The organism is Paracoccus sp. SSJ, assembly GCF_030234105.1.
Taxonomy (GTDB): domain Bacteria; phylum Pseudomonadota; class Alphaproteobacteria; order Rhodobacterales; family Rhodobacteraceae; genus Paracoccus; species Paracoccus denitrificans.
Window position 1 is genome coordinate 191,986 of record NZ_JASSPE010000002.1, and the last position, 25,544, is coordinate 217,529.

General features: G+C 67.6%; 28 protein-coding genes. 11 read left to right on the top strand and 17 right to left on the bottom strand.

Features of this window, described 5'->3' with window-relative positions; translation table 11 throughout:
- Position 1: 1 nt before the first annotated feature.
- The 9 genes from QPR87_RS03185 to QPR87_RS03225 all read right to left on the bottom strand — a co-directional run bounded on the left by QPR87_RS03185 (position 2) and on the right by QPR87_RS03225 (position 9,409).
- Positions 2 to 340 (bottom strand): HNH endonuclease, encoded by a 339-nt coding sequence (locus tag QPR87_RS03185; protein ID WP_285048287.1) that lies wholly within the window; start codon positions 338 to 340, stop codon positions 2 to 4.
- Entirely contained in the window at positions 331 to 1,980 is a 1,650-nt protein-coding gene (locus QPR87_RS03190; protein WP_502921591.1) for a terminase large subunit domain-containing protein, read from the bottom strand. Before QPR87_RS03190 ends, QPR87_RS03185 begins: the two co-directional genes overlap by 10 nt.
- A 428-nt stretch (positions 1,981 to 2,408) precedes the next feature.
- On the bottom strand, positions 2,409 to 2,648 hold the full coding sequence (locus QPR87_RS03195) for a hypothetical protein (protein ID WP_028710965.1): 240 nt from the start codon (positions 2,646 to 2,648) through the stop codon (positions 2,409 to 2,411).
- Positions 2,645 to 3,178, bottom strand: coding sequence for a head-tail connector protein (locus QPR87_RS03200; protein WP_285048289.1), 534 nt, complete (start codon positions 3,176 to 3,178; stop codon positions 2,645 to 2,647). Before QPR87_RS03200 ends, QPR87_RS03195 begins: the two co-directional genes overlap by 4 nt.
- The gene (locus QPR87_RS03205; RefSeq protein WP_285048290.1) at positions 3,175 to 3,501 is read right to left on the bottom strand and encodes a hypothetical protein; all 327 of its coding nucleotides are present in this window, start codon (positions 3,499 to 3,501) and stop codon (positions 3,175 to 3,177) included. The genes QPR87_RS03200 and QPR87_RS03205 overlap by 4 nt, the downstream gene beginning before the upstream one ends.
- 545 nt (positions 3,502 to 4,046) lie before the next feature.
- The gene (carB, locus tag QPR87_RS03210) at positions 4,047 to 7,379 is read right to left on the bottom strand and encodes a carbamoyl-phosphate synthase large subunit (protein WP_285048291.1); all 3,333 of its coding nucleotides are present in this window, start codon (positions 7,377 to 7,379) and stop codon (positions 4,047 to 4,049) included.
- A 190-nt stretch (positions 7,380 to 7,569) separates the two neighbouring features.
- Positions 7,570 to 8,094 (bottom strand): TIGR00645 family protein, encoded by a 525-nt coding sequence (locus QPR87_RS03215; RefSeq protein ID WP_011748172.1) that lies wholly within the window; start codon positions 8,092 to 8,094, stop codon positions 7,570 to 7,572.
- Positions 8,095 to 8,407: 313 nt separating this feature from the next.
- Positions 8,408 to 8,770, bottom strand: coding sequence for a cell division protein ZapA (locus QPR87_RS03220; protein WP_285048292.1), 363 nt, complete (start codon positions 8,768 to 8,770; stop codon positions 8,408 to 8,410).
- Between the two features lie 3 nt (positions 8,771 to 8,773).
- Positions 8,774 to 9,409 (bottom strand): hypothetical protein, encoded by a 636-nt coding sequence (locus QPR87_RS03225; protein ID WP_285048295.1) that lies wholly within the window; start codon positions 9,407 to 9,409, stop codon positions 8,774 to 8,776.
- Between the two features lie 177 nt (positions 9,410 to 9,586).
- Between QPR87_RS03225 and hisB the strand changes: the two genes are divergently transcribed.
- Together hisB and hisH are read left to right on the top strand one after the other, a co-directional pair.
- Complete coding sequence (hisB, locus tag QPR87_RS03230) at positions 9,587 to 10,174, top strand: imidazoleglycerol-phosphate dehydratase HisB (RefSeq protein WP_011748175.1); 588 nt, start codon at positions 9,587 to 9,589, stop codon at positions 10,172 to 10,174.
- Positions 10,174 to 10,803, top strand: coding sequence for an imidazole glycerol phosphate synthase subunit HisH (hisH, locus tag QPR87_RS03235; protein WP_104491890.1), 630 nt, complete (start codon positions 10,174 to 10,176; stop codon positions 10,801 to 10,803). The genes hisB and hisH overlap by 1 nt, the downstream gene beginning before the upstream one ends.
- Before the next feature lie 100 nt (positions 10,804 to 10,903).
- On the opposite strand, the gene QPR87_RS03240 is transcribed toward hisH, so the two are convergent.
- The gene (locus QPR87_RS03240) at positions 10,904 to 11,290 is read right to left on the bottom strand and encodes a DUF2147 domain-containing protein (RefSeq protein ID WP_285048297.1); all 387 of its coding nucleotides are present in this window, start codon (positions 11,288 to 11,290) and stop codon (positions 10,904 to 10,906) included.
- A 159-nt stretch (positions 11,291 to 11,449) separates the two neighbouring features.
- On the opposite strand from QPR87_RS03240, the gene hisA reads away from it, so the two are divergent.
- Genes hisA through QPR87_RS03260 form a run of 4 tightly spaced genes read left to right on the top strand, consistent with a single transcriptional unit; the run spans position 11,450 to position 13,783 of the window.
- Positions 11,450 to 12,166, top strand: coding sequence for a 1-(5-phosphoribosyl)-5-[(5-phosphoribosylamino)methylideneamino]imidazole-4-carboxamide isomerase (hisA, locus tag QPR87_RS03245; RefSeq protein WP_285048299.1), 717 nt, complete (start codon positions 11,450 to 11,452; stop codon positions 12,164 to 12,166).
- A 27-nt stretch (positions 12,167 to 12,193) separates the two neighbouring features.
- Entirely contained in the window at positions 12,194 to 12,955 is a 762-nt protein-coding gene (hisF, locus tag QPR87_RS03250; RefSeq protein WP_285048301.1) for an imidazole glycerol phosphate synthase subunit HisF, read from the top strand.
- Positions 12,952 to 13,278 carry a phosphoribosyl-ATP diphosphatase gene (locus QPR87_RS03255; protein WP_011748180.1) on the top strand — a complete coding sequence of 109 codons (327 nt, stop codon included), beginning with the start codon at positions 12,952 to 12,954 and terminating at the stop codon, positions 13,276 to 13,278. The genes hisF and QPR87_RS03255 overlap by 4 nt, the downstream gene beginning before the upstream one ends.
- 4 nt (positions 13,279 to 13,282) lie before the next feature.
- Positions 13,283 to 13,783, top strand: a complete 501-nt coding sequence (locus QPR87_RS03260) for an MgtC/SapB family protein (RefSeq protein ID WP_011748181.1) — start codon at positions 13,283 to 13,285, stop codon at positions 13,781 to 13,783.
- Here QPR87_RS03260 and rnd read toward each other — a convergent pair.
- The 3 genes from rnd to QPR87_RS03275 all read right to left on the bottom strand — a co-directional run bounded on the left by rnd (position 13,780) and on the right by QPR87_RS03275 (position 17,003).
- A complete protein-coding gene (gene rnd, locus QPR87_RS03265) occupies positions 13,780 to 14,985 on the bottom strand; it encodes a ribonuclease D (RefSeq protein ID WP_011748182.1) in 1,206 nt (401 codons plus the stop codon). The two genes, QPR87_RS03260 and rnd, sit on opposite strands and share 4 nt — an antisense overlap.
- Before the next feature lie 88 nt (positions 14,986 to 15,073).
- Complete coding sequence (gene tgt / locus QPR87_RS03270) at positions 15,074 to 16,204, bottom strand: tRNA guanosine(34) transglycosylase Tgt (protein WP_285048303.1); 1,131 nt, start codon at positions 16,202 to 16,204, stop codon at positions 15,074 to 15,076.
- 43 nt (positions 16,205 to 16,247) lie between these two features.
- The gene (locus tag QPR87_RS03275; protein WP_011748184.1) at positions 16,248 to 17,003 is read right to left on the bottom strand and encodes a GNAT family N-acetyltransferase; all 756 of its coding nucleotides are present in this window, start codon (positions 17,001 to 17,003) and stop codon (positions 16,248 to 16,250) included.
- Between the two features lie 98 nt (positions 17,004 to 17,101).
- Here QPR87_RS03275 and msrB point away from each other — a divergent pair, with 98 nt between their 5' ends.
- Positions 17,102 to 17,494, top strand: a complete 393-nt coding sequence (gene msrB, locus QPR87_RS03280) for a peptide-methionine (R)-S-oxide reductase MsrB (protein WP_011748185.1) — start codon at positions 17,102 to 17,104, stop codon at positions 17,492 to 17,494.
- 35 nt (positions 17,495 to 17,529) lie between these two features.
- On the opposite strand, the gene QPR87_RS03285 is transcribed toward msrB, so the two are convergent.
- The gene (locus tag QPR87_RS03285) at positions 17,530 to 17,985 is read right to left on the bottom strand and encodes an outer membrane protein assembly factor BamE (protein ID WP_011748186.1); all 456 of its coding nucleotides are present in this window, start codon (positions 17,983 to 17,985) and stop codon (positions 17,530 to 17,532) included.
- A gap of 114 nt (positions 17,986 to 18,099) precedes the next feature.
- Here QPR87_RS03285 and QPR87_RS03290 point away from each other — a divergent pair, with 114 nt between their 5' ends.
- Entirely contained in the window at positions 18,100 to 18,627 is a 528-nt protein-coding gene (locus QPR87_RS03290) for a YceD family protein (RefSeq protein ID WP_230999141.1), read from the top strand.
- A gap of 1 nt (position 18,628) precedes the next feature.
- On the opposite strand, the gene betA is transcribed toward QPR87_RS03290, so the two are convergent.
- The 3 genes from betA to betI all read right to left on the bottom strand — a co-directional run bounded on the left by betA (position 18,629) and on the right by betI (position 22,374).
- Positions 18,629 to 20,281, bottom strand: coding sequence for a choline dehydrogenase (betA, locus tag QPR87_RS03295; RefSeq protein ID WP_104491880.1), 1,653 nt, complete (start codon positions 20,279 to 20,281; stop codon positions 18,629 to 18,631).
- Positions 20,282 to 20,362: 81 nt separating this feature from the next.
- Complete coding sequence (gene betB, locus QPR87_RS03300) at positions 20,363 to 21,808, bottom strand: betaine-aldehyde dehydrogenase (RefSeq protein WP_285048307.1); 1,446 nt, start codon at positions 21,806 to 21,808, stop codon at positions 20,363 to 20,365.
- Complete coding sequence (betI, locus tag QPR87_RS03305; protein ID WP_011748190.1) at positions 21,805 to 22,374, bottom strand: transcriptional regulator BetI; 570 nt, start codon at positions 22,372 to 22,374, stop codon at positions 21,805 to 21,807. The genes betB and betI overlap by 4 nt, the downstream gene beginning before the upstream one ends.
- Before the next feature lie 130 nt (positions 22,375 to 22,504).
- Here betI and choX point away from each other — a divergent pair, with 130 nt between their 5' ends.
- From choX to choV, 3 genes are all read left to right on the top strand, one after another.
- Positions 22,505 to 23,458, top strand: coding sequence for a choline ABC transporter substrate-binding protein (choX, locus tag QPR87_RS03310; RefSeq protein WP_104491876.1), 954 nt, complete (start codon positions 22,505 to 22,507; stop codon positions 23,456 to 23,458).
- A gap of 164 nt (positions 23,459 to 23,622) precedes the next feature.
- Positions 23,623 to 24,474 (top strand): choline ABC transporter permease subunit, encoded by an 852-nt coding sequence (gene choW, locus QPR87_RS03315; RefSeq protein WP_011748192.1) that lies wholly within the window; start codon positions 23,623 to 23,625, stop codon positions 24,472 to 24,474.
- The gene (choV, locus tag QPR87_RS03320) at positions 24,467 to 25,525 is read left to right on the top strand and encodes a choline ABC transporter ATP-binding protein (protein ID WP_011748193.1); all 1,059 of its coding nucleotides are present in this window, start codon (positions 24,467 to 24,469) and stop codon (positions 25,523 to 25,525) included. Before choW ends, choV begins: the two co-directional genes overlap by 8 nt.
- Positions 25,526 to 25,544: the final 19 nt, after the last annotated feature.

Below are 25,544 nucleotides of genomic sequence, written 5' to 3' on the forward strand. Positions count from 1 at the left end.
CTCATGTTGCCGGGTTTGGGTTCGTCGCCAGATCGGCAACGGCTTGCGCCCAGGCATCGCGCTCGGGCGACCGGATCGGCGCGGGGTGGCCGCATTCGATCCGGGTTTTCTTGGTGTGGCAGGAGCTGCACCGGGTGGCGCAATTGCCGGGGTCGAAGGCCAGATGCGGATGCGTCCGCACGGGCTTCACATGGTCGATTTCCAGCCGGCCGCGCTTCGTGCCGCAGTCCACACAAGCCCAGCCGTCGCGCTCCAGCACGATCTGGCGCAGCACTTGCCAGCGTTTGGTTTTCAGGACGGGCCGGGAATGGCGCCGCCATTGGTCGCGCTTCATGCCCATGCCGCCCTCGCTTTCCGGGTCGGTGCGGCCTGCATCCGCGCGCCCTGGGCAACCGCCAGCACCGCCGCCGCCGCCGCGTCGATACGGCCGAGGGCACGGCCCTTCGCCAACTTGGCGTTGCCGGCCGGGTCGATCAGGGTCACGGCATCCGCGAAGGCGAAGCGCAGCAGCAGCGACGGCACGACCTTCACGTCGCCGTCGAACAGCGCGCGGCGGAACCGCTCGATATCCTCGGCCCCGTCCTTCCAGCCGAAGCCGCGCCAGATGAACGGGACGCGGGCGAAGCCGGCGCCGTTCATGGCCTCGGCAAATTCGGCATGACGGAAGCGGTCGCCGACGATGCAGGCGGGCTGGATACCGTCCAGCTGGCGCACGATCTCGGCCAGCCACGGGCCGGGCGGAACCGTGTTCTCGCCCATGACCGACAATTCGCCACGCTCGTGCATTTCGACATAGCGATGGGCGACGGCATCGGCCGCGCCGCGATCCGCCAGCGACGGGAAGGCCGGGAAGGTGCCGAGGGCTTCCAGCCGCCCGGTTTCCGGCCAGTAGAACGCCGCCGCCGACATGGAGCGCGAACCGCCCAGGTCCACGCCGAGAATGCAAGGGCCTTCGCGGGGCGGCAGATCCTCGGGCGCGACCTCGGCCGAAAGCCATTCGTCCACCGTGACCAGCACCGACCGATTCTCGATCGACACGCGCTCGTTGCGGTTCAGGTTGCGGAAGCTGGACAGGGCCGCGCCGCCGCGCGCGATGGCGGTCTTTGCCGCCGACAGCAGCCATTCCGGGGTCGAGCCGATGCCCTCGGCCGCGCCGGGGTTCGCCAGCAGCAGGCTTTCCAGATCATCGGCCGGCAGGCCGAAGGGCGGGCGATGCTCCTGGACGTAAGAACCGGGCGGCGGTTCATCCAGCCAGCGGCTGAAGGTGTTGGTGTCGTCGGGGGCCGAGGTCGAGATGATCAGCGCCCGGCCGTCGCGCTTGCCGAGACCCGAGAGAATGGCGTTTTCGAGATTGTCGCCCTTCTCGCGTTCCCAGGCGGCGCGCTCATCCATGATGGCCAGCGTCGGGGCACCGCCGAGAATGGACTTGCCGTCAGCGGCGATGCAGCGCGCCAGCCCGCCGCCATTGCCGCCGAATTCGATTTCCAGCTTGGAGCCGCGCCGAATGGTGAACTGCGCCTGATCGGACTCCGGCAGGCCGTTGATGTAGCCCAGCACGAAATTGAAGGCGATGCGCGCCTGGTCGCGGTTGCGGGCCGCGAAGATGATCTCGCGGTTCGGCTGCGGATCTTCCTGGAGCGCCCCGACCAGCTCGGCCAACGCGAGGCCCGCCGAAAGCGCCGTCTTGGCATTGCCCCGCCCGATGGACAGGACGCCGACCGTCACGCCTTTGCCGAACGAACCTTTCACGAATTTTTTCTGGAAATTCGCCAGTTTGAGCGGTTTTCCGGCCTTTTTGCCCTCGGGAACGCGCAACAGGCCCAAAAACTGGATCGCCCGCATCGACGGCGATTTTCCCCGGATTTTTTCCAGAAGTGAGAGAGGAACACTCTGGCGCCGGTCCCCCGGCAAAACCGAAGTCTGGGCATTGGGACCATGCCCGAACAGGTCGCGCGCCGCGCCTTCCGTTCCCGTGATCATCTCTTTGCCTTCTCGCATCTAAGCTCTTGTTCCTGTTCTTCTCTTGTCCCTGCCCATCGGTTCAGACCCCGAGCGACGGTCAGGAAGCGGGTTAAAGGCCGGGGTTCAGAACCCAGCGTTCCCGCCCTGACCGCCGCGATCTTGACCTGCCCATTCGGACGAGCCCGTCGCTTAGGTCAGACCTGCCTTTCCCTCGGCCCGGTCCGCTCTCCCATGTTCGCGCCTTGAGGGTGGCAGCGGGTTCCTGGGGCTTGGAGAGACCGCCGAAGCGGGATAGCTGCCCCTGCGGATTTCCACCGCACCGTGCGACTGTTGCCGCGCCGGTTTGCGCCTGAACCGTTCCGTCTGCTGCGCTTTAAGCCGCCGCGCATCGCTAACCCGTGAAAGCTCCACGGCGGCCGAGGCCCGCGCCATGCGGGCCGGTATGTTCAATCCTCGATCAGGTCAGGTTCATCCTCCCTGGCGACGGGTGGCAGCTCTGCCACCAGGCGGCGCATGACGGCCAACTGCCGATGGCTGGGCATCCAGCCCGGACGCTTGCGCGCCCTCTGGATCGACAGGGCAAACCCCCGCGCCCATTCGTCGGTGGCGTCCGCAATGACGCGGCGCCACCGGAACAGCAGCTGGTCAATGTCGGGATCGCCCGTGTATCCTCGCTCCGCGCTCATGTCCGCACCCCGCGATAGCGGCCGAGGATCCGGGCGAAGTGGGGCGACAGGCTAACGGCCTGCTTATCGACCGCGCCCCTGGTGTCGTAATAGACCGACACTTGGTCCAGCATCGCCTTGCGCAGATCGCCGGGAATGTCGCCGGCTGCATCACCGAACCCCGCGACATACTCGATGACGATTTCCCCCTGCGGCCTGGACCCGCTCAATCGAAGCGCGGGGCGCCGGCCGGTCATTACCGCAAAGTCGTCGAACGCTTCCCCGTCTGCGGTGATGGTCACGGTTGACCAGTCCAGGAGCGGCGCTATCGGCAGGCTGAAGCTCATGGCGCGCGGCCAGCACGGCAAGGTGACGCGGATCGTCTGATTGATCAGCGCGAGCTGCCCGTAATCCTCGGCTTCGCGCGCCACCGCATCAATCGCATTGACGAAATCGGCGTCGTCATCATCGAACAGGACGCGCGTATGGTTCTTGGCCTCTGTCAGGTCCAGCACCGGCTCGGGCGACCTCGAAATCCGCTCGACGTTCATGCCGCCTCCTCCCCGCTGACATGCGACAGGAAGGCCACCTGATCGGCCGGGGGCAGTGCCTCGTAGCAGGCCAGCGCATAGGCCTTGCGCTCGGCCGTGCTGGCCCAGCTGGCCCATTCCCGCGCCTCGGGCATCAGCCGGTAAGGGTTCGGGATCGGATGGCCGGGCGACAGATGAGCGTGGATGATTTCGAGGAAGCGCACCGCGTCGGCGCCGCAGTTCAGCGCGGCATTGATCAGGTGACGGGCCGCCGCTTGGCGCCGGGCGTTTTCCTCGATGCGGTCGAGGAAGGCGGTGACGCCACCAAATTCCGCGCAGGGCAACCCGGAATTTTCACCAACATTATCAACGCCCCCCGCGGCCCGATGGGGGCCGTTGATGACATTGATTTCATGAGGAAATGGGCTTGACCCTACGGGCTGCCACTTCTTCCCTTCAGAAGCAAAATATTGCGCCCTTCGGGTCGGACAAGGCTCCGCTCTGCAACCGCGATGGGCAATCGGCTGCGAACACCGTGGCCTCCGGTCCTGCAATCCTGAAACACCGGGGCCATGGCGCGCTTGCCCATGACGGCAGCCCGATGCGACCTATCCAAAGTTGCCGATGATCGTAGATCGCCCTCGCGCGCCGGCAAGGCGTGCGCTTCATCCAGTGGGTGCCCCGGACAAAGGTTGTGCTACCCCAACCGGCGCGGCTGCAGCCGACAGGCGATCCCGCGCACCTGCGTTACAGGGCCGAGGACGATCCCGGTCCTGCCTGCCCGGTTGATCGGGTGGCCTACAGGCATTCCTTCCGGCAAAGCCGGGCTCTCAATCGCGTCGCACGGTCGGGGGCGCTGAAAAGCCCCCGAAACAGCCGTATTCCGGCGCTAGGCTTGAAGCGACCTGACCCCGACTTCACCCTCTCCGCGCGACTTGATCGCCGCGACCGCGGCAATGCTGCCGGCGGCCGTGGTGTAATAGGGGATCTTGTCGTTCAGCGCGACCGCGCGAATCTCGCGCGAGTCGGCGATGGCCTGCGCGCCCTCGGTGGTGTTCAGCACCATGACGATCTCGCCGTTCTTCAGGCGGTCCACGATGTTCGGACGGCCCTCATAGACCTTGTTGACCAGTTCGGTCTCGACCCCCGCACCGCGCAGGAATTCGGCCGTGCCGCGGGTGGCAACCAGCTTGAAGCCCATGGCGGTCAGCTCGCGCGCCGCCTCGGCCAGCGCCTCGGTCTTGTCGGCGTCGCGCACCGAGACGAAGACCAGGCCGCTTTCGGGCAATTGCGTGCCCGCCCCCATCTGCGCCTTGAGGAAGGCGCGCGGGAAGCTGCGATCCCAGCCCATGACTTCGCCGGTCGAGCGCATCTCGGGGCCAAGCAGCGTGTCGACGCCGGGGAAGCGGGCGAAGGGCAGCACCGCCTCCTTGACCGAGAACCAGGGCGTGTTCGGGTCGGCCAGCGTCAGCGGGTCGGCGAAGGGCAGCGGATCGTCGGGGCCGACGCCCTCGGGATAGGCCGGGCGGGCGGGGAAGTTCGACATCGGCTCGCCCGCCATCAGCCGCGCCGCGATCGAGGCGATGGCGCTGTCGGTGGCCTTGGCGACGAAGGGGACGGTGCGCGAGGCGCGCGGGTTGACCTCCAGCACATAGATCGCGCCGTCCTTCAGCGCGAACTGCACGTTCATCAGCCCGACGACGTTCAGCGCCTTGGCCATGGCTTCGGTCTGGGTCTTCAGCTCGGCGATGGTGGCAGCGTCCAGCGTATGCGGCGGCAGCGAACAGGCCGAGTCGCCGGAATGCACGCCGGCTTCCTCGATATGCTCCATGATGCCCGCGACATGCACGGTCTCGCCGTCGGACAGCGCGTCGACATCGACCTCGATGGCGCCCGAGAGATAGCTGTCGAGCAGCACCGGACTGTCGCCCGAAACCTGCACAGCCTCGCGGATATAACGGTTCAACTGGTCCATGTCGCGCACGATCTCCATCGCGCGACCGCCAAGGACATAGGAAGGGCGGATGACCAGCGGAAAGCCGATGCGGTCGGCGATCTCGATGGCCTCGGCATCGCTATGGGCAATGCCGTTGATCGGCTGTTTCAGGTCCAGGTCGTTCAGCAGCTTCTGGAACCGCTCGCGATCCTCGGCCAGGTCGATGGCGTCCGGCGTGGTGCCCAGGATCGGGATGCCTTCTTCCTCCAGCGCATTGGCAAGCTTCAGCGGCGTCTGGCCGCCGAACTGGACGATGACGCCGTGCAGCGTGCCGTTCTCTTGCTCGATGCGCAGGATCTCCAGCACATGCTCCAGGGTCAGCGGCTCGAAATACAGCCGATCCGAGGTGTCGTAATCGGTGGATACGGTCTCGGGGTTGCAGTTGACCATGATCGTCTCGTAGCCGGCCTTGGTCAGCGCGAAACAGGCGTGACAGCAGCAATAGTCGAACTCGATGCCCTGGCCGATGCGGTTCGGCCCGCCGCCCAGGATCACCACCTTCTTGCGGTCGCTGGGCCGGGCCTCGTTCTCGACCTCGCCCATCGCCGGCGCCTCGTAGGTCGAATACATATAGGGGGTCTGGGCCTCGAACTCGGCGGCACAGGTGTCGATACGCTTGAAGACCGGGTGCAGGTCATGGGCGCGGCGGGCCTTGCGGATCTCGGCCTCGGGCTTGCCGGCAAGCTTGGCCAGCCGGGCGTCGGTGAAGCCCATCATCTTCAGCCGCCGCAAGCCCTCGGCATCCTCGGGCAGTCCCTGGGCGCGCACATCGGCCTCGGCATCGACGATCTCGCGCAGCCGGGCCAGGAACCAGGGATCGAAGGCGGTCGCATGCTGGATCTCGTCGTCGCTCAGCCCGTGGCGCATGGCCTGGGCGATCAGGCGCAGCCGGTCGGGGGTCTGCTGGCTGATCGCCTTGACGATGGCGGCCTTGTCGGGGGCGCCGGGGATCTCGATCTCGTCAAGCCCGGTCAAGCCGTTCTCCATCGAGGTCAGCGCCTTTTGCAGCGATTCGTGGAAGGTCCGGCCGATGGCCATGACCTCGCCCACGGATTTCATCGCCGTGGTCAGCTCGGGCCTGGAGCCCGGGAACTTCTCGAAGGCGAAGCGCGGGATCTTGGTCACGACATAGTCGATCGAGGGCTCGAAGCTCGCCGGCGTCACGCGGGTGATGTCGTTGTCCAACTCGTCCAGCGTATAGCCCACCGCCAGCTTGGCGGCGATCTTGGCGATGGGGAAACCCGTCGCCTTCGAGGCCAGCGCCGAGGACCGCGACACGCGCGGATTCATCTCGATCACCACCATGCGGCCGTCCTTGGGGTTGATCGCCCATTGCACGTTCGAGCCGCCCGTCTCAACGCCGATCTCGCGCAGCACGGCGATGGAGCCGTTGCGCATGCGCTGGTATTCGCGATCGGTCAGGGTCAGCGCCGGGGCCACGGTGATCGAGTCGCCGGTATGCACGCCCATCGGGTCGACGTTCTCGATCGAGCAGACGATGATGGCATTGTCGGCGCGGTCGCGCACGACCTCCATCTCATACTCTTTCCAGCCCAGCAAGCTCTCGTCCACCAGCACCTGCGCCACGGGCGAGGCTTCCAGCCCCGACCGCACGATGCGCTCGTAATCGTCGCGGTTATAGGCGACCCCGCCGCCGGTGCCGCCCAGCGTGAACGCAGGCCGGATTATGGCGGGCAGGCCGATCTCCTCCAGCGCCTCCATCGCCATGGCGACGCCGGCCGCGACGTCATAGCGGCCGTTCGGATGCTTGGGCGCCGCGACGATGGTGGCGCGCGGGTTCTCCAGGCCGATGCGGTCCATGGCCTCGCGGAACAGCTTGCGGTCCTCGGCCATCTCGATGGCGGCACGCTGCGCGCCGATCAGCTCGACGCCATAGCGGTTCAGCACGCCCATATCCGCCAGCGCCAGCGCGGTGTTCAGGCCCGTCTGCCCGCCCATGGTCGGCAACAGCGCATCGGGCCGCTCCTTGGCGATGATCTTCTCGACCACCTCGGGGGTGATCGGCTCGATATAGGTCGCATCCGCCATCTCGGGATCGGTCATGATCGTGGCGGGGTTCGAGTTGACCAGGATGACCCGATAGCCTTCCTCGCGCAGCGCCTTGCAGGCCTGGGCGCCGGAATAGTCGAATTCGCAGGCCTGGCCGATGACGATGGGACCGGCGCCGATGATCAGGATGGATTTGATATCGGTTCTCTTCGGCATGACGGTCCCTCGGGCTGGCGGCTGATAAATCGTCCGGGGTTATAGCCATGGCGGGCAAAGTCGCAAGGGTCCGCGCCGCCCGCCCGGCCAAAAATCCGCCAAAGCGAAAAGGGGCGGCGCCGATCATGCGCCGCCCCTGCCCTTCTTCGTTCCCCAAATACTCATGCGACCGCGCAGCCGGCGCGACCTCTCATGCCTGGGAAGCCTTGGCCTTCTTCAGCGTCTTGCCATGGTTCGCGATCCAGTCCATCGCGGCCAGCAGCACGCCCGAGATCACGAAGACCAGATGGATCACCACCATCCAGCGGATCTGATCGGGGGCGTATTTGCTGACATCCATGAACACCTTCAGCAGATGGATGCCCGAGATCGCCACGATCGAGGCCACCAGCTTCAGCTTCAACCCCGAGAAATCGACCTCGCCCTGCCAGTCCGGCCTGTCCTCATGCTCGCTCAGGTCCATGCGGCTGACGAAATTCTCGTAGCCCGAAAAGATCACGATCAGCAAAAGGTTCGCCGCCAGGCTCAGGTCGATCAGCGCCAGCACGCCCAGCACCGCGTCGTTGACGGTCATGACCGGCAGGATGCCGACCAGGTGCCACAGCTCCAGCGCAAAGACCCAAAGCAGGATCAACAGCGACAGCGCCAGACCGACATAGATCGGCGCCATCATCCAGCGACTGGCGAAAAGGCTGCGTTCGAGAAGGCGTTCCATGAATGCTCCTGAATGAATGGACGGCCCGCGCTATATATACCGCGCGCCGCCGCCCGGAAGGGGGCGAGCCTTCGCGGCGCAGGCCCGCACCGCCACCGGCGCGCGATGGCGGCGCCAGGAACGAAGGAAAAGATATTCGGACCAAGGGGCCTGACGACGCGCGCGCCTCTGTCGCCGTGTCGCAAAGCGCGACGAAAGGCCGCTCGCCCCGTGCCCGGGGACATCGCATCGCGACGAACACCGCCGCCATACGGCGGGCCACGGCCCCATCTTCACCGTTCTGCAAATACTCCAGGGACGGCGCCGACGGCGCTCAGTCCGCCGACTGGTCCTCGGCCTTCTGGGCCAGGGCCTCGGCCCGCGCCGCCAGCTCCGCCATGGCCTCGCTCAGGCTCTCGGGCACCACCGGGACCTCGACGCGCCGCGGATTGGATTTCAGCCGCGCCAACTCACGCTCAAGCGTGGCGACGCGGTCCTCCAGCCCCGAGGTGCGGTCGGCCAGCATCAGCCCCGACAGCAGCAAGAGCCGCGGCTCGGGCATCCGGCCCGCCTGTTCCAGAATCACCTGGGCCTCGGCATCCAGCAGGCCGGCGGCGCGCTTCAGCAACCGCTCCTCGCCCTCCTGGCAGGCCAGGGTATAGGCCTTGTGCCCGATCGAGAAATCCACTTCGGCCATCGCTCAGCCCCTTTCCCCGTCCAGAGTGGCGCCGTCCCCGGCAAGCTCCGCCGCCTCGGGCGGGCCGTCCTCCCGCGCCTCGCCGGCAAGGGTCGCGGCCTCCGGCGGCACCGGGTTCTCGACCATGGCGGGCGGCGCATCGGCGGGGGCCGGGGGCGCCGGGCCGTCTATCATGCGGTCCAGCGCGTCGACGATCTCGCCCATCTGCGCGACCTCGGCGGCACGGGCGGCGCGCAGCGATTCGATCTCGGCCTCCAGCGCGCGGCGGATATCGTCCTGCGACGCGCCCTCGCCTTGCGCCGCGACGAAGGCGCGGTTGGCCCCGGCCAGCGCCTCGTTCGCGGCAGACAGCTGCGCGGCTTCCTGCCCGGCCGCGACCAGGCGCTGATGCGCCTCGGCCAGCCGCGCCTCGCAGTCGGAAAGCGTGGTGGCCTGGCGCTGGTGCAGGGCGGCAAGCTCTTGCGAAAGACGCCGATTCTCGGCCTCGGCCTCGTGCAGCCGCACTTGCACCGCCTCTGCCTCGGCCGAGGATGCCGGCGGCGGGGCATGGCGCGCCTGGGCCACGCGGTCCAGGAATTGGTCGATCCGGTCCAGCGCCGCGATCAGCCGCTTTTCGCTGAGGTTCAGGTCTTCTCTCATCGGCCAGGATCCTTTCGGGTCGCTTGTCCTTTGGGGCTTGCCCGTCACTTTTCGCATTGGATCGGCCATATGACAAGGACGGGCGGGACTTCCCGCCCGATCCGCGACGCCGCATCGGCTTTTCAGCCGCCGGATCGGGCCCTATAAGGCGGCAAGCCTGCATAAGGAGAGGACGCGATGCGCCGCGCAAAGATCACCCGCGAAACGGCCGAGACGCAGATCGAGGTCGAGCTGGACCTCGACGGCACCGGCCGCTACGACAACCGGACCGGCGTCGGCTTCTTCGACCACATGCTGGACCAGCTGGCGCGGCATTCGCTGATCGACCTGACGGTGCGGGCCAAGGGCGACCTGCATATCGACGACCACCACACGGTCGAGGATACCGGCATCGCCATCGGCCAGGCGCTGACCCAGGCGCTTGGCGACAAGCGGGGCATCCGGCGCTATGGCTCGTTCCACCTGGCGATGGACGATGCGCTGGTCCGTGCGGCGCTGGATCTTTCGGCGCGGCCCTATCTGGTCTGGAACGTGGATTTTCCGGCGCAGAAGATCGGCACGTTCGACACCGAGCTGGTGCGGGAGTTCTTCCAGGCGTTGTCGACCCATGGCGGGATCACCCTGCATGTCGACCGCATCCACGGGCTGAACGCCCATCACATCGCCGAGGCCGCCTTCAAGGCGGTGGCCCGCGCCATGCGCGAGGCGGTCGAGCCCGACCCGCGCATGGCGGGCGTGCTGCCCTCGACCAAGGGGGCGCTCTGATGCGGGTGGCCCTGGTCGATTACGACAGCGGCAACCTGCATTCGGCTGAAAAGGCCTTTGCGCTGATGGGGCGCGAGGCGGGGGCCGAAGTGGTGGTGACCTCGGACCCCGATGCGGTCGCGCGCGCCGACCGCATCGTGCTGCCGGGCGACGGCGCCTTTCCGGCCTGCCGCGCGGCACTGGATGCCGTGCCCGGCATGGTCGAGGCGCTGCGCGAGGCGGTGCTGGACCGCGCCGTGCCCTTCATGGGCATCTGCGTCGGCATGCAGATGCTGGCCGAGACCGGACACGAATATCGCGACACCCAGGGGCTGGGCTGGATCGGCGGCGAGATCGACGCCATCGACGCCCCCGGCCTGAAGGTGCCGCATATGGGCTGGAACGACCTGACGGTGCTGCGCCCTCATCCGCTGCTGGACGGCATCGCGACCGGCGATCACGCCTATTTCGTGCATAGCTGGCAGTTCCGCGTCGCCGATCCGGCGCATCTGCTGGCCACTGTCGATTACGGCGGGCCGGTGACGGCGGTGGTCGGGCGCGACAATATCGTCGGCACCCAGTTCCATCCCGAGAAGTCGCAGGCCGTCGGCCTGCACATCATCGGCAACTTCCTGCGCTGGCGCCCGTGAGGGGCGCGGCCGGGGGCTCTGCCCCCCGCCCTTCAGGCCCCTCGACGGGGCCCGAAGGGCGTCCCCCGGGGTATTTGGAAAACGGAAAGCAGCCGGGCCGCTATTTGACCTGGACCCAGCGTTGCGTCTTGCAGAAGACCGCGACGCAGCCCGAGACGTTCAGCGTCTTGCCGTCGAGCTGCATCTTCGACTTGTAGGTCTTGTCGGCGCCCGGGTCCCAGATCGTGCCGCCCGAGAACTTGCCGCCGCCATCGTCGGTCATGCCGGCGACGATGTTCTTGCCGGCATGAGGCGACTTGATCTCCTTGCCCGCCTTGTCGAAGCTCTTGATCAGCCTGCCGCAATACTTGCCACCGCAATCGTAGAACTCGACCATGCCGACATTGCCGTCGTCATTGGCCTGGGTCTGGAAGATGCCGCCGATGCCATCGGCCTGGGCGGTGGTGCCCGCAAGCGCGAGCAAAGCGGCAAGAGCCAGTGTCCTCATGGTGATTCCCCCTCCCCTGGGGCTATGGTCCCGGGTGCAGGATGCGGGTGCCTGCCGCCGGCGATCAAGCCTGACGTGAGGTCGCGGCCGCGGGACCCGGGGCCTTTCGGATCGGCGCCGGCTGTGGCAAAGGGGCGCCACGCTATCAGGAGAGATGCGATGATCCTTTATCCCGCGATCGACCTCAAGGACGGCAATTGCGTGCGCCTGCTGCGCGGCGACATGGAGGCGGCGACCGTCTTCGGCACCGACCCCGCCGCCCAGGCCCGCGCCTTTCGCGACGCCGGGGCGAAATGGCTGCATCTGGTCGACCTGAACGGCGCCTTTGCCGGCAAGCCGGTGAACGCCGCCGCGGTCGAGGCGATCCTGGCCGCCATCGACCTGCCCGTCCAGCTGGGCGGCGGCATCCGCGACATGGCGACCATCGAAGGCTGGCTGGACCGCGGGCTGGCACGGGTGATCCTGGGCACGGTGGCGGTCGAGCAGCCCGAACTGGTACGCGAGGCGGCGATGGCATTCCCCGGCAAGATCGCCGTGGGCATCGACGCGCGCGGCGGCCGGGTGGCGACGCGCGGCTGGGCCGAGGAAACCGACGTGAACGTCGTCGACCTTGCGCATCGCTTCGAGGACGCGGGCGTCGCCGCGATCATCTATACCGACATCGACCGCGACGGGGCCATGGCCGGTCCCAACATCGCCGCGACCGAGGCGCTGGCACGGGCGGTCAACGTTCCGGTCATCGCCTCGGGCGGGGTCAGCTCGATGCAGGACCTGATGGCGCTGCGCGCGACCGGGGTCATCGCCGGGGCGATTTCCGGCCGGGCGCTTTACGACGGCGCCATCGACCTGAATGCGGCGCTGAAGGCGCTAGCCTGAATGCGGCGGGCGAGGTAACAAGGCATCATGCTGAAGACCCGTGTGATCCCCTGCCTGGATGTCGCCGATGGCCGCGTGGTCAAGGGCGTGAACTTCGTCGACCTTCGCGATGCCGGCGATCCGGTCGAGGCGGCGCGCGCCTATGACGCGGCCGGCGCGGACGAGATCTGCTTTCTCGACATCCACGCCACGCATGAGAATCGCGGCACCATGTACGACCTGGTGACGCGCACGGCCGAGGCCTGTTTCGTGCCGCTGACCGTGGGCGGCGGCGTGCGCAGCCACCAGGACGTGCGTGCCCTGCTGCTGGCCGGGGCCGACAAGGTCAGCTTCAACTCGGCCGCCGTCGCAAACCCGGACGTGATCGCCGAGGCCGCCGACCGTTTCGGCAGCCAGTGCATCGTCTGCGCCATCGACGCCAAGACCGTGGCGCCCGGCAAGTGGGAGATCTTCACCCATGGCGGCCGCAAGCCCACCGGCATCGACGCGGTGGAATTCGCCCGTACCGTCGCCGCTAGGGGCGCGGGCGAGATCCTGCTGACCAGCATGGACCGCGACGGCACCAAGTCCGGCTTCAACATCCCGCTGACCCGCGCCGTGGCCGATGCGGTCACGATCCCGGTCATCGCCTCGGGCGGGGTCGGCATGCTGGAGCATCTGGCCGAGGGCGTGCTGGAGGGCCATGCCTCGGCGGTGCTGGCGGCCTCGATCTTTCATTTCGGCACCTTCACCGTGCGCGAGGCCAAGGAGCACCTGGCCGCCGCCGACATTCCGGTGCGGCTGACATGAGCGGCCCGCACCCGACCGGCCTTCACCGCCTGGCCGAGACCATCGCGGCACGCAAAGGTGCCGACCCCGAGACCAGCTGGACCGCCAAGCTGCTGGCCAAGGGTCCCGAGAAATGCGCCGAGAAATTCGGCGAAGAGGCCGTGGAGGCGATCATCGAGGCGGTCAAGGGCGACCGCGCCAAACTGATCTCCGAGGCCGCCGACACGCTTTATCACCTGCTGGTCATGCTTGCCGCGCGCGACGTGACGCTTTCCGACGTGGAAAATGAACTCGACCGCCGCGAGGGGCGTTCGGGGATCGAGGAAAAAGCGTCTCGAAAGTGACATCATGCTGGACATGCTGGCGGGCGAGTTCTCGCGCCCCATGAGCCTGCCCGCCGGCGTGGTCGTCCTGCGGCTGACCATGGCGGTTCTGCTGGGCGGGGTGATCGGCTGGGAACGCGAGGTCAAATCCCGCGCCGCAGGGCTGCGCACGCATATGCTGATCGCCCTGGCGGCGGCCTGCTTCACGCTGGTGGCTATGGAACTGGTCGATTTCAGCCCGGTGAACGAAGAGCAGCAGCGCACCGACCCGCTGCGGCTGATCGAGGCGGTGACGGCCGGCGTGGCCTTCCTTGCCGCTGGGTCCATCGTCATCAACAAGGGCAATGTGCGCGGCATCACCACCGGCGCCTCGATGTGGCTGTGCGGCGCCGTCGGGCTGTGCTGCGGCACCGGCGACCTGCGGCTGGCGCTGATGGCCACCGGCATGGCGATGGTGGTGCTTTACCTGATCCGGGTGCTGGTCAGCCCCGCCGCCCGCGAGGTGGCTGGGGGCGACGAGGACTAGGGGCAGGCCACCACCTTGACCGCGCCGCCCTGGGCTGAAAGCGCGATCTCGCCCGAGGCGAGCCGCAGCGCGTCATGGCCGAAGACCTCGGCCCGCCAGCCATGCAGCGCCGGCAGGTCGCGGGCGCCCGAGGCGATGGCGTCGAGATCGGAGGCCGAGGCGATCAGCCGAGGCGCGACGCCCGCCGCATCGGCCTTGGCCTTCAGCAGCACGCGCAGCAGATCGGCCAGCGCGGCATTGCCGGGACGGCCCGGTTCCTCGGGGGCGGGCTTGGGCAGGTCGCGCGCCTCGACCCCGGCCTTGACGGCCGAAAGGATGCCATTGGCGATCTCGCCCCGGCGGGCGTCGCGCAACAGCAGGCGGGACTTGGCCAGATCGGCCTCGGAAAGCGGCTTGGTCGAGGCCAGCTCGATCAGCGCATCGTCCTTGAACACCCGGGCGCGGGGTATGTCGCGCTCTTGCGCATAGGTCTCGCGGAAGCGCGCCAGTTCGCGCACCACGGCCAGGAAGCGCGGCGAACCGGAGCGGGTGCGCACCCGCTCCCACGCCTCTTCCGGGCGGGTGATGTAGGTTTCGGGGTTCAGGAGCACCGCGACCTCTTCGGCAAGCCAGGGCGCGCGTCCGGTTTTGTCGAGTTGGGCCGAAAGGAATTCGTAGATCGCCCGCAGATGCGTCACGTCCGCCAGCGCATAGGCCGCCTGGGCATCCGACAGCGGCCGGTGCGACCAGTCGGTGAAGCGCGAGGACTTGTCCAGGGGCTGGCGTGCGATCTTCTTGACCAGCGTCTCATAGCCGACCTGCTCGCCGAAGCCGCAGACCATGGCGGCGATCTGGGTGTCGAACAGCGGATCGGGCATGACGCCGGCGTCGTGGAAGAAGATCTCCAGATCCTGCCGCGCGGCGTGGAAGACCTTGACCGTCGGCTTGTGGCGGAACAGGTCGTAGAGCGGCTCTAGCGACAACCCCTCGACCAGAGGGTCGATCAGCACGGAAAGCCCGCCCGCAGCCTTGGTGGCCGATGCCGGCGGCAGGGCGGCCTGGATCAGGCAAAGCTTGGAGTAATAGGTCCGCTCGCGCAGGAATTCGGTGTCGAGCGTGACATAGGGCTCGGCCTTGGCCAGTTCGCAGAACTCGGCCAGTTCGGCCGTGGTGCTCAGGGTGCGGATCTCGGGCTTGCGGTCGTTCAGGGCGTTTGCGGGCATAGGCTTCCTTCAGGGGGCGGTCATGCCGCCGGCGATTCTCTTCGGGATTATCGAAGCTTCGCCGAAATTCAAGGCACGACCCGGCGTTTCACAGCGGATCGATGTCGCCCTGTGCCCGCATTGCCTCGAATTCGGCGACAAAGCCGGCCAGGGCGCCGCGCCCGATGGCATCGCGCAGCCCGGCCATCAGCTCCTGGAAGTAATGCAGGTTGTGCCAGGTCAGCAGCATGCCCGAGATCATCTCGCCAGCGCGGAAGACATGGTGAAGATAGGCACGGCTGTAGCCGGTGCAAGCCGGGCAGGTGCAATCCGCGTCCAGCGGGCGCGGGTCGTCGGCATGACGCGCGTTCTTGATGTTGACCTGCCCGCGCCGGGTCCAGGCCTGCCCCGTGCGCCCCGAACGCGAGGGCAGCACGCAATCCATCATGTCCACGCCGCGCAGCACCGCGCCGACGATGTCGTCGGGCTTGCCCACGCCCATCAGATAGCGCGGCTTGTCCTCGGGCAGGAAGCCGGGCGCATAGTCTAGCACGCCGAACATCGCCTCCTGCCCCTCGCCCACGGCGAGGCCGCCGATGGCATAGCCCTCGAAGCCGATGGCCTTCAGCGCCTCGGCCGATTCCTCGCGCAATTCGCGGGTGACGCCGCCTTGCATGATGCCGAAAAGCGCATGCCCCGGCCGGTCGCCAAAGGCGTCGCGGCTACGCTGCGCCCAACGCATCGACATGCGCATGGATTTCGCCACCTCCTCTTCCGAGGCCGGCAGCGCCGGGCATTCGTCGAAGGCCATGACGATGTCCGAGCCCAGCAGGCGCTGGATCTCCATGCTGGTCTCGGGCGAGAGGTGATGCTTGGAGCCGTCGATATGGCTGGAAAACGTCACGCCCTCTTCGGTCAGCTTGCGCAGGCTGGACAGCGACATGACCTGGAACCCGCCCGAATCGGTCAGGATCGGGCGCGGCCAGTTCATGAACTTGTGCAACCCGCCCAGCCGGGCGATGCGTTCCGCGCCCGGGCGCAGCATCAGGTGATAGGTATTGCCCAGCAGGATGTCGGCGCCGGTGGCGCGCACCGATTCGGGCAGCATGGCCTTGACCGTGGCAGCGGTGCCGACCGGCATGAAGGCGGGGGTGCGGATCTCGCCGCGCGGCGTGTGGATCACCCCGCTGCGGGCGCGGCCGTCGGTGGCCGAGACGGAGAAGGAGAATTTGTCGCTCATGCGCCGGCACATAGGCGCTTTGCGCGGCGGATGCAAAGCCGGCTTACGCCCCAACCGCGCGCAAGAGCTTCGCCCGCTCGGGGGGAATGGCGCGAATCTCCAGCCCGGTAAAGACATGCAGCGTGTCGAGTTGGCGGTCCACCACCGCATGATCGCTGACCCAGCCCCCCATGGCCAGGTATGAGCGCAGAAGCGGCGGCATCGCCGCCATGGCCCGGCGCGGATCCGGCTTGCGCAGCCGCAGCGCGCGGGCAAAGCGAAACACCTGCGGCGCCTTCACGCGCGGCAGCCAGCGCTTCGGCGCCAGATGCCGCTCGCGCAGCATGGCGAATGCGTCCTCATAGCCGTCCGTATCGGTGCCCACGAAGCTGGAGCAGCCGAAAAGCATCTCGATGCGCTCGTCGTCGACATGGCGGGCCAGCGCGCCCCAGGCGAGGCGCAGGATATCCGGGTCGCGCCATTCGGGATGGATGCAGAAACGGCCGATCTCGACCATGCGGCCGTCGAAATCGCGCAGCCGCGACAGGTTGTAATGGCGCGCGGAATAGCTGTCGCCGATCTCGGCCCCGCCCGACAGCGTCAACATGCGAAAGCACGCAACCAGCGCGCCGGTAGAGTCGTCGCGAATCAGCACATGGTTGCAACGCTCGTCGTAATCGTCGGCATCCAGCGCCCCGGATGCCTCGGCACCAGGCCGGCGGCCCAGAAAGCAAAGCCAGCGCAGCCGCTGCGCCTCACGGATATTCTCGGCACTTTCGGCAAAGCCGACCACATAGCGGCCCTTGCTGAATGACATCATGACGCCCCGCCCGATCCGTAGACCGGCCCACTTCGACTTGTTAACAACCACACTGCGCCTATCTTGTAACAGCAGCATAGCAGGATTGAAGGGCGAAGATGTCAGAGCGGATCACCAAGACCGATGCGGAGTGGCGCGCAGAGCTGGATCCCGAAACCTATCGCGTGACCCGGCAGGCGGGAACCGAGCGGCCGTTCTCGCATCCGGGCTTTCCCAAGGGGCCGGGGCATTACGAATGCGTCTGCTGCGGGGCGCGGCTGTTCGACGGCGATGCCAAGTTTGAAAGCCATTGCGGCTGGCCCAGCTTTTCCCAGCCCGGCGGCAAGATCGACGAGCATCGCGACATCACCCACGGCATGATCCGCACCGAGGTGCGTTGCCACCGCTGCGACGCGCATCTGGGCCATGTCTTTCCCGACGGCCCGCCGCCCACGGGCCTGCGCTATTGCATCAACGGCGTGGCGCTGCGCTTCGTGCCGGAACCGGGCTGACATGGAAAAGGGCGCCGATGGGCGCCCCGTTCCCGTCAATCCCCGAGGAAATCGCCGGCCTGGACGCGGCCGACATTGCCCAGCAGCTGGCGGATCAGGCCAAGGCTGGTCACGCCGGTATCCGTCACGCGGCGCGACAGCACCACGACCTGCCCGCGCTCCAGCCCGAAACGCTCGACATTGCTGACCACGCCGCTTTCGGCAAAGCTGACGGCAAGCACCTGACGGTCGATCTCGCGCGGCTCGCGCGGGCCGTAATGCTGCCAGCGCGAACCGACGTAATACCAGGCCGATCCGGTCAGCAGCCCCTGCGCCGAGGGCCGGCCGATCAGCCCCTCCAGATCGGATTGCGTGGTCTGGCCGACGGTCACCTGCGCCAGCTGCTCCTCGGGGGGGATGTAGCCGTGGTTGCGATAGGTGGCCTGGCAGGCGGAAAGGCCAAGAGGTGCGGCCAGTGCAAGACCCAAGAGCTGCCGCCGGGAAATCTTCATCTTCTCTCTGTCCCTCTACGCGCCTGTTGACGCCGCGCGACCGGCTTAGCAAACTCATGCCCCGCGCTCAAGAATATCCAGACCCAGGGCGGATCAGCCCGCGAAAGGCCACCGATGACCGATTCCAAAACCCCGCAGACCCGGTTCCGGGTGGCCCACCTGAACCCCCGGCAGCCGACCGATTTCGCGCTGGCCCCCGCCGCGCCCGCACGCGAGGCGCTGGCGGCCGAGCTGGGGCTGAACGCCCTGCCCCGGCTGCGCTTTTCCGGCCGCATCCGCGCGCTGGCCAGCGACGCCTGGGAGGTGACGGGTGAACTGGCGGCCCGCGTCGTGCAGCCATGCGTGGTGACGCTGGCGCCGGTCGCGACCGATCTGCGCGAAGAGGTGCATCGCGTCTTTTCGCCCCATGTCGGCACGCCCCAGGACGACGAGGTCGAGATGCCCGACGAAGAGCTGGAGCCCCTGGGCCAGTTCATCGACGTCGAGGCGATCATGACCGAGGCGCTGGTGCTGGCCCTGCCGCTTTACCCCCGCGCCGAGGATGCGGCGCTGGACGCGCCCGAACCCGCGCCCGAGGAACCGGCCCGCAAGCCTTTTGCCGGGCTCGCGGACCTGCTGAAACAGCCGAAGAACGACTCGTAACCTAGGCGGATCGCTGGAGTTTCTCCCAATCGGGCGAAATCTCCGGTCCCAGGTTCAGCGGCGCCAGCATCCCCTGGCCCAGGATGTGGTCGGCGGCCTTTTCGCCGGTCATGATCGAGGGCGCGTTCAGGTTGCCATTGGTGATGCGCGGAAAGATCGAGCTGTCGGCAACGCGCAGCCCCTCGACCCCGATCACCCGCAATTCGGGGTCGACCACCGCCATCGGGTCGTCGGCGCGGCCCATGCGCGCCGTGCCGCAGGGGTGGAATGCCGACTCGGCATGCTCGCGGATGAAGGCGTCGATCTGCTCGTCGCTCACGACTTCCTCGCCGGGCTGGATCTCGTAGCCCTTGTATTCGGCAAAGGCCGGCTGCTCGAAGATCTCGCGCGTCAGCCGCACGCAGGCGCGGAACTCGGCCCAGTCGTCGGGATGCGACATGTAGTTGAAGCGGATCTCGGGCGCCTGCCTGGGATCGGCGGATTTCAGCCGCACCGTGCCGCGCGATTTCGAGCGCATCGGCCCGACATGGACCTGGAAGCCATGCCCCTCGGCCGCCGCCTTGCCGTCGTAGCGCACGGCAAGCGGCAGGAAGTGATACTGGATGTCGGGATATTCCACCCCCGCCGCGGAACGGATGAAACCGCAGCTCTCGAACTGGTTCGAGGCGCCCAGGCCCGTCCCCGTCGCCAGCCATTGCGCCCCGATCGAGCCCTTCCCCCACAGGTTCCAGTGCTTGTAGAGCGTGATGGGCTTGGTGGCGGTATATTGCATATAGACTTCCAGGTGGTCCTGCAGGTTCGCCCCCACCCCGGGCCGGTCCGCCCGGACCGCGATGCCGTGCTCGGCCAGATGCTCGGCCGGCCCGATGCCCGACAGCATCAGCAGCTTCGGCGTATTGATCGAGCTGGCCGAAAGGATCACCTCATGTTTCGCGCGGAATACATTGACCCCGCGGCTATTTTTGACTTCCACTCCTACGGCGCGGCCATCCTCGAAGACCACGCGCTGCGCCAGTCCCCGCCGCAGCCGCAGCTGGCCGGTTTCCTGCGCCGGACGCAGATAGGCATTGGCGGCCGACCAGCGCCGGCCTTCCCAGATCGTCGCCTCCATGGCGCCGAAACCCTCCTGCCGGGCGCCGTTGTAATCCTCCGTCGTCGGATAGCCGGCCTCGCGCCCGGCCCGGATGAAGGCGTTGAACAGCGGATTCTTGCGCGAGCCGCGCGTCACATGCAGCGGCCCCTCGGTGCCGCGATAGTCGCTGACCGCGCCATGCGAGCTTTCCATGCGCTTGAAATAGGGCAGCACGTCGGCATAGGCCCAGCCGCCGGCGCCGCTTTCGGCCCAGAAGTCGAAATCCCGGGCATGGCCGCGCACGAACACCATGCCGTTGATCGAGGACGAGCCGCCGACCACCTTGCCGCGCGGCGTGACCAGCCGGCGCCCGCCCAGATGCGGCTCGGGCTCGGACGAAAACCCCCAGTCATAGCGGCGCATGTTCATCGGATAGCTCAGCGCCGCCGGCATCTGGATGAAGGGCCCGACATCGCTGCCGCCATATTCGATGATGTCCACCCGCTTGCCGGCCATCACCAGCCGGTAAGCCAGCGCGCAACCGGCCGAGCCGGCTCCGACGATCACATAATCCGGGATCACGCCTGCCTCCCCTGCACCGCCGCCGCGGCTCTTTCCGTTTTCCAAATACCCATGCCCACCGCGCCAGGGGCGCGACGCCGATCAATAGGGCGCATCGACGCCTCCCATGCCGACATAGACCGATTTCAGCTGCGAATAATGCTCGATGGCAGCGGCCGAGTTCTCGCGCCCGATCCCCGACAGCTTGACGCCGCCGAAGGGCGCCTCGACCGGGGTCAGGTTATAGGCGTTGATCCAGGTGGTGCCCGCCTGCAGGGCCGCCGCGACCCGGTGGCCGCGCGCCAGGTCGCGGGTGAACACCCCCGCCGCCAGCCCATAGGGCGAGGCATTGGCGCGCCCGACCACTTCGTCCTCCGAGGAAAAGCCCAGCACCGACATCACCGGGCCGAAGATCTCCTCGCGCACGATCCACATGTCGTCCGAGGCATCGGCAAACACGGTCGGCGGGACGAATGCACCCTCGCCCGGCCCGCCGCAGACCAGCCGCGCGCCCTCGTCGCGGCCGCGCGCGATGGCGGCACGGATCTTCGCCGCCTGGCCCGGGCTGACGATGGGGCCGTGCTGGGTCTCCTCGTCCAGCGGATCGCCGATCCTGACCCCGGCCACCCGCTCGGCCAGCCGGTCGAGGAACTCGGGCAGGATGCCGTTCTGCACGAAGACCCGGGTGCCGTTCGAGCAGATCTGGCCCGAGGAATAGAAATTCGCCAGCACCGCCGCACCGACCGCATCGTCCAGCGAGGCGTCGTCAAAGACGATCAGCGGCGACTTGCCGCCCAGCTCCATGGTGACATGGCGCATGCCCTCGGCCGCGCTCGCATAGACCCTCTGCCCGGTCGCGACCGAGCCGGTCAGCGAAACCTTGGCCACGCGCGGGTCCGTCACCAGCGCCGCGCCGATCTCGCCGCCCCCCTGCACCACGTTGAAGATGCCCGGCGGCAGCCCCGCCTCGGCCAGGATCTCGGCCAGTTTCAGCGCGCCCAGCGGCGTTTCCTCGCTGGGCTTGAAGACCATGGCATTGCCCATGGCCAGCGCCGGCGCCGCCTTCCAGCAGGCAATCTGGCTGGGATAGTTCCAGGCGCCGATGCCGACGCAGACCCCCAGCGCCTCGCGGATCGTATAGACGAAATCGCCGCCCAGCGGGATCATCTGCCCGGTGACGGTGGGCGCGAGCCCGCCGAAATATTCCAGCGCATCGGCGCCCGAGGGCCAGTCGGCCACCCGCGTCTCCTGGATCGGCTTGCCGGTATCCAGCGTCTCCAGCCGCGCCAGTTCCTCGGCCCGCTCGCGGATGATCTGCGCCGCGCGAATCAGCACCCGGCCGCGCTCGACCGGACGGGCGGCGGCCCATGCCGGCTGGGCGGCGGCCGCGGCGGCGGTGGCGCGGGCGACCTGGTCGCGATTCGCCTCGCGCAGCAGCGCGATCACCTCGCCGGTATAGGGATAATGCACGGGCAGCGCCGCGCCCTCGCCCTCGACGAAGCCACCGTCGATGTAAAGGCTCGCCTGCGATTGCGCATCATGGCTCATGGCAGCACCTTCTCCAGATAATCCAGCGTCGTGCGTTCGGCGGCGGCCGCATCGGCCTCGTTGGACAGCGCCGCGCGCAGGTAAAGCCCGTCGATCAGTGCCCCCAGCGTGCGGGCGATCCGCTCGGCCCCGGCACCCGCCAGGGGGCGCAGCGCCACCAGCAGGTTCGAGGAGAGCCGGCGGTGATAGACGCGCAAAAGACGCGCCGCCTCGGGCTCGACCAGCGCCAGGGCATAGAAGTTCAGCCAGGCGGCGATGGTCTCGCGCTCGAAGTTCGCGCTGTCGAAACTGGCGCCGACGATGGCACGCAGCCGGTCCTGCGGCGTCCCGGCCCCCCGCAGCGCCGTGCGGGTCGAGGTGCCGTATTGCGTCAGGATATGCCGCATGGCTGCCAGGAAGATCCGCTCCTTGGAGCCGAAATAGTGATGCGCCAAGGCCGAGGACATGCCCGCCTCGCGCGCGATCTGCGCCACGGTCACGTCCAGCGAGCCCGCCCGCCCCACTGTGGCAATCGCGGCGTTGATCAGCGCCGCTTTTCGGATAGGTTCAGCGCCAAGCTTGGGCATGACAGGATACCATTGTGCAGTTTCGTTCGAAAATTCGCGCAAGAGACCCGTATCTGACAGATCTTTGATTGACTCGTCAATCAATAAAAGCCTTAATCGACTCACCAGTCAACAAACCAGGGAGATAAAGATGACTTTTCGTCGCACCACCGCCGCTCTTGCCGCCGGGCTGGTCGCCTCGCTCGCCACGGCTGGCATCGCTGCGGCAGAAGAGCCGATGGAGTGCCGCAAGGTCGTCTTCTCGGATGTCGGCTGGAGCGATATCAGCGCCACCACGGCGCTGGCCTCGACCGTGCTCCAGGCCCTCGGCTACCAGACCGAGACCAAGATCCTGTCGGTGCCGGTGACCTATACCGCCATGTCGACCGACGACGTGGACGTGTTCCTGGGCAACTGGATGCCGACGATGGAGGCCGATATCGCCCCCTATCGCGAGGCGGGCACGGTCGAGATCGTGCGCACGAACCTGACCGGGGCGAAATACACGCTGGCGACGAACCAGGCCGGCGCCGATCTGGGCATCGACGATTTCGGCAAGATCGCCCAGCACAAGGACGCGCTGGCCGGCAAGATCTACGGCATCGAGCCGGGCAATGACGGCAACCGCCTGCTGCTGGACATGGTGGCCGACAACAAGTTCGACCTGGGCACCTTCGAGGTCGTCGAAAGCAGCGAACAGGGCATGCTGGCGCAGGTCGCCCGTGCCGACGCCGCCGGCAAGCCGGTGATCTTCCTGGGCTGGGAGCCGCATCCGATGAACAGCCAGTTCCAGATGACCTACCTGTCCGGCGGCGACGAGGTCTTCGGCCCCGACTTCGGCGGCGCGCGGGTCGATACCAACACCCGCGCCGGCTATGTCGAGGCCTGCCCGAACGTCGGCAAGTTCCTGCAGAACCTGGAATTCACCCTGCCCATGGAAAACGAGGTCATGGGCCTGATCCTGAACGACGGCGAGCAGCCCGCCGATGCGGCGCTGAAATGGCTGAAGGCCAACCCGGACGCGGCAAAACCCTGGATCGCGGGCGTGACCGCTGCCGATGGCAGCGATGCGCAGGCGGCCCTGGACACGGTGCTGTCCAAGTGAGGTCCGGCGGGCGGGATGCAGCCTCCTGCCCGCGCGCCTTGCTCATCGGGCATTTTCCTCTACCCTAGCCGGGACATCGCCTCCGGGCCGTGCCGCCATGATCCCGTGGCGCATGCCGGTCCCCGGACGCCCGAATGTCCCGCATGGCAGAAAGAAAGGGACGCATGGACCAACTGACTGCACTTCTGACCGATACCAAGATCCCGGTGGGCCGCACCGCCAAGGCGATCTTCGACTGGCTGAACGCCAATGCCGCGGTCGTCTTCAACTTCATCTCGAAGATGATGGACGGGCTGATCGGCGGCATCCTGAAGATGCTGGTGTTCCCCCATCCGCTGGTCTTCACCCTGCTGGCCGTGGCATTGACCTGGGCGCTGCAACGCAGCTGGAAGACCTGCCTGCTGGTCGCGCTGGGCTTTCTGTTCATCCTCAACCAGGGCTATTGGGACGCGACGATGCAATCGCTGACGCTGGTGCTGTCGGCCTGCGTGGTCTGCATGGCGATCGGCGTGCCGCTGGGCATCGCCGCCGCGCACCGGCCCCGGCTCTATGCCTGGATGCGGCCGGTGCTGGACCTGATGCAGACGCTGCCGACCTTCGTCTACCTGATCCCGGCCATCGTGTTCTTCGGCATCGGCATGGTGCCCGGCCTGATCGCCACGGTGATCTTCGTGCTGCCGGCGCCGATCCGGCTGACGCATCTGGGCATCAGCTCGACCCCCAAGGCGCTGGTCGAGGCCGCCATCGCCTTCGGCGCCACGCCGCGCCAGCTGCTGTGGAAGGTCGAGCTGCCCTCGGCCACCTCGCAGATCATGGCGGGGCTGAACCAGACCATCATGCTGTCGCTGTCCATGGTCGTCATTGCGGCGCTGGTTGGCGCCTCGGGGCTGGGCGTGCCGGTGGTCCGGGCGCTCAACAGCGTGAACACGGCGCTGGGTTTCGAAAGCGGCTTCATCATCGTGGTGGTCGCCATCATGCTGGACCGGATGCTGCGGGTAAGGGGGCGCGATGAGTGAACGCATGCAAGCCGCACATAATGCGGTCGAATTCGACAATGTGAACATCGTGTTCGGCGACGCGCCCAATGCCGCGCTGCCGCTGATGGACCAAGGGCTGGAACGCGGCCCGATCAAGGCCGAGACCGGACAGGTGCTGGGCGTTCACAATTGCTCGCTGACCGTGCGCGAGGGCGAGATCCTGGTGCTGATGGGCCTGTCCGGCTCGGGCAAGTCCACGCTTCTGCGGGCGGTGAACGGGCTCAACGCCGTCTGCCGCGGCGAGGTGCGGATCTGGGACGGCGACCGCATGGCCTCGGTCACGAAAGCCTCGGGCGCCGAGTTGCGGCGACTCAGGCGCGAATGCATCGCCATGGTCTTCCAGCAATTCGGCCTGCTTCCCTGGCGCTCGGTACGCGAGAACGTGGGGCTGGGGCTGGAACTTGCCGGCATCCCCGCGGCCGAGCGGCGCAAGCGCGTCGATGCCCAGCTCGCCACCGTCGGCCTGGCCGAATGGGCCGAGCGCAAGGTGGGCGACCTTTCGGGCGGCATGCAGCAGCGCGTCGGCCTGGCACGCGCCTTCGCCACCGAGGCGCCGATCCTGCTGATGGACGAGCCCTTCTCGGCGCTGGACCCGCTGATCCGCAACCGGCTCCAGGACGAGTTGCTGGAATTGCAGCAGCGGTTCCGCCGCACCATCATCTTCGTCAGCCACGACCTCGACGAGGCGTTCCGCATCGGCAACCGCATCGCGCTGATGGAGGGCGGCCGCATCGTGCAGGTCGGCACCGCGCGCGAGATCATCGCCAATCCGGTCAACGCCTATGTCGAGGATTTCGTGGCCCACATGAACCCGCTGGCGGTGCTGACCGCCGAGGACATGGCCGAGCCGGGCGAAGCGGCGGGCGAGCCCATCGACCCCGAAACCCCGGTGCGCGAGGTCATCCAGATCATGACCGAGGCGGATGCCGAGATGCTGCCCCTGCAAGGCGGACGGCGGGTGACGCGGCAGGGCATCATGACGCGCCTGGTCGCGCAACGCAGCCAGGGCGGCGGCGCCGTCGAGCACTAGGCCCGGACGGGCGCGGCCG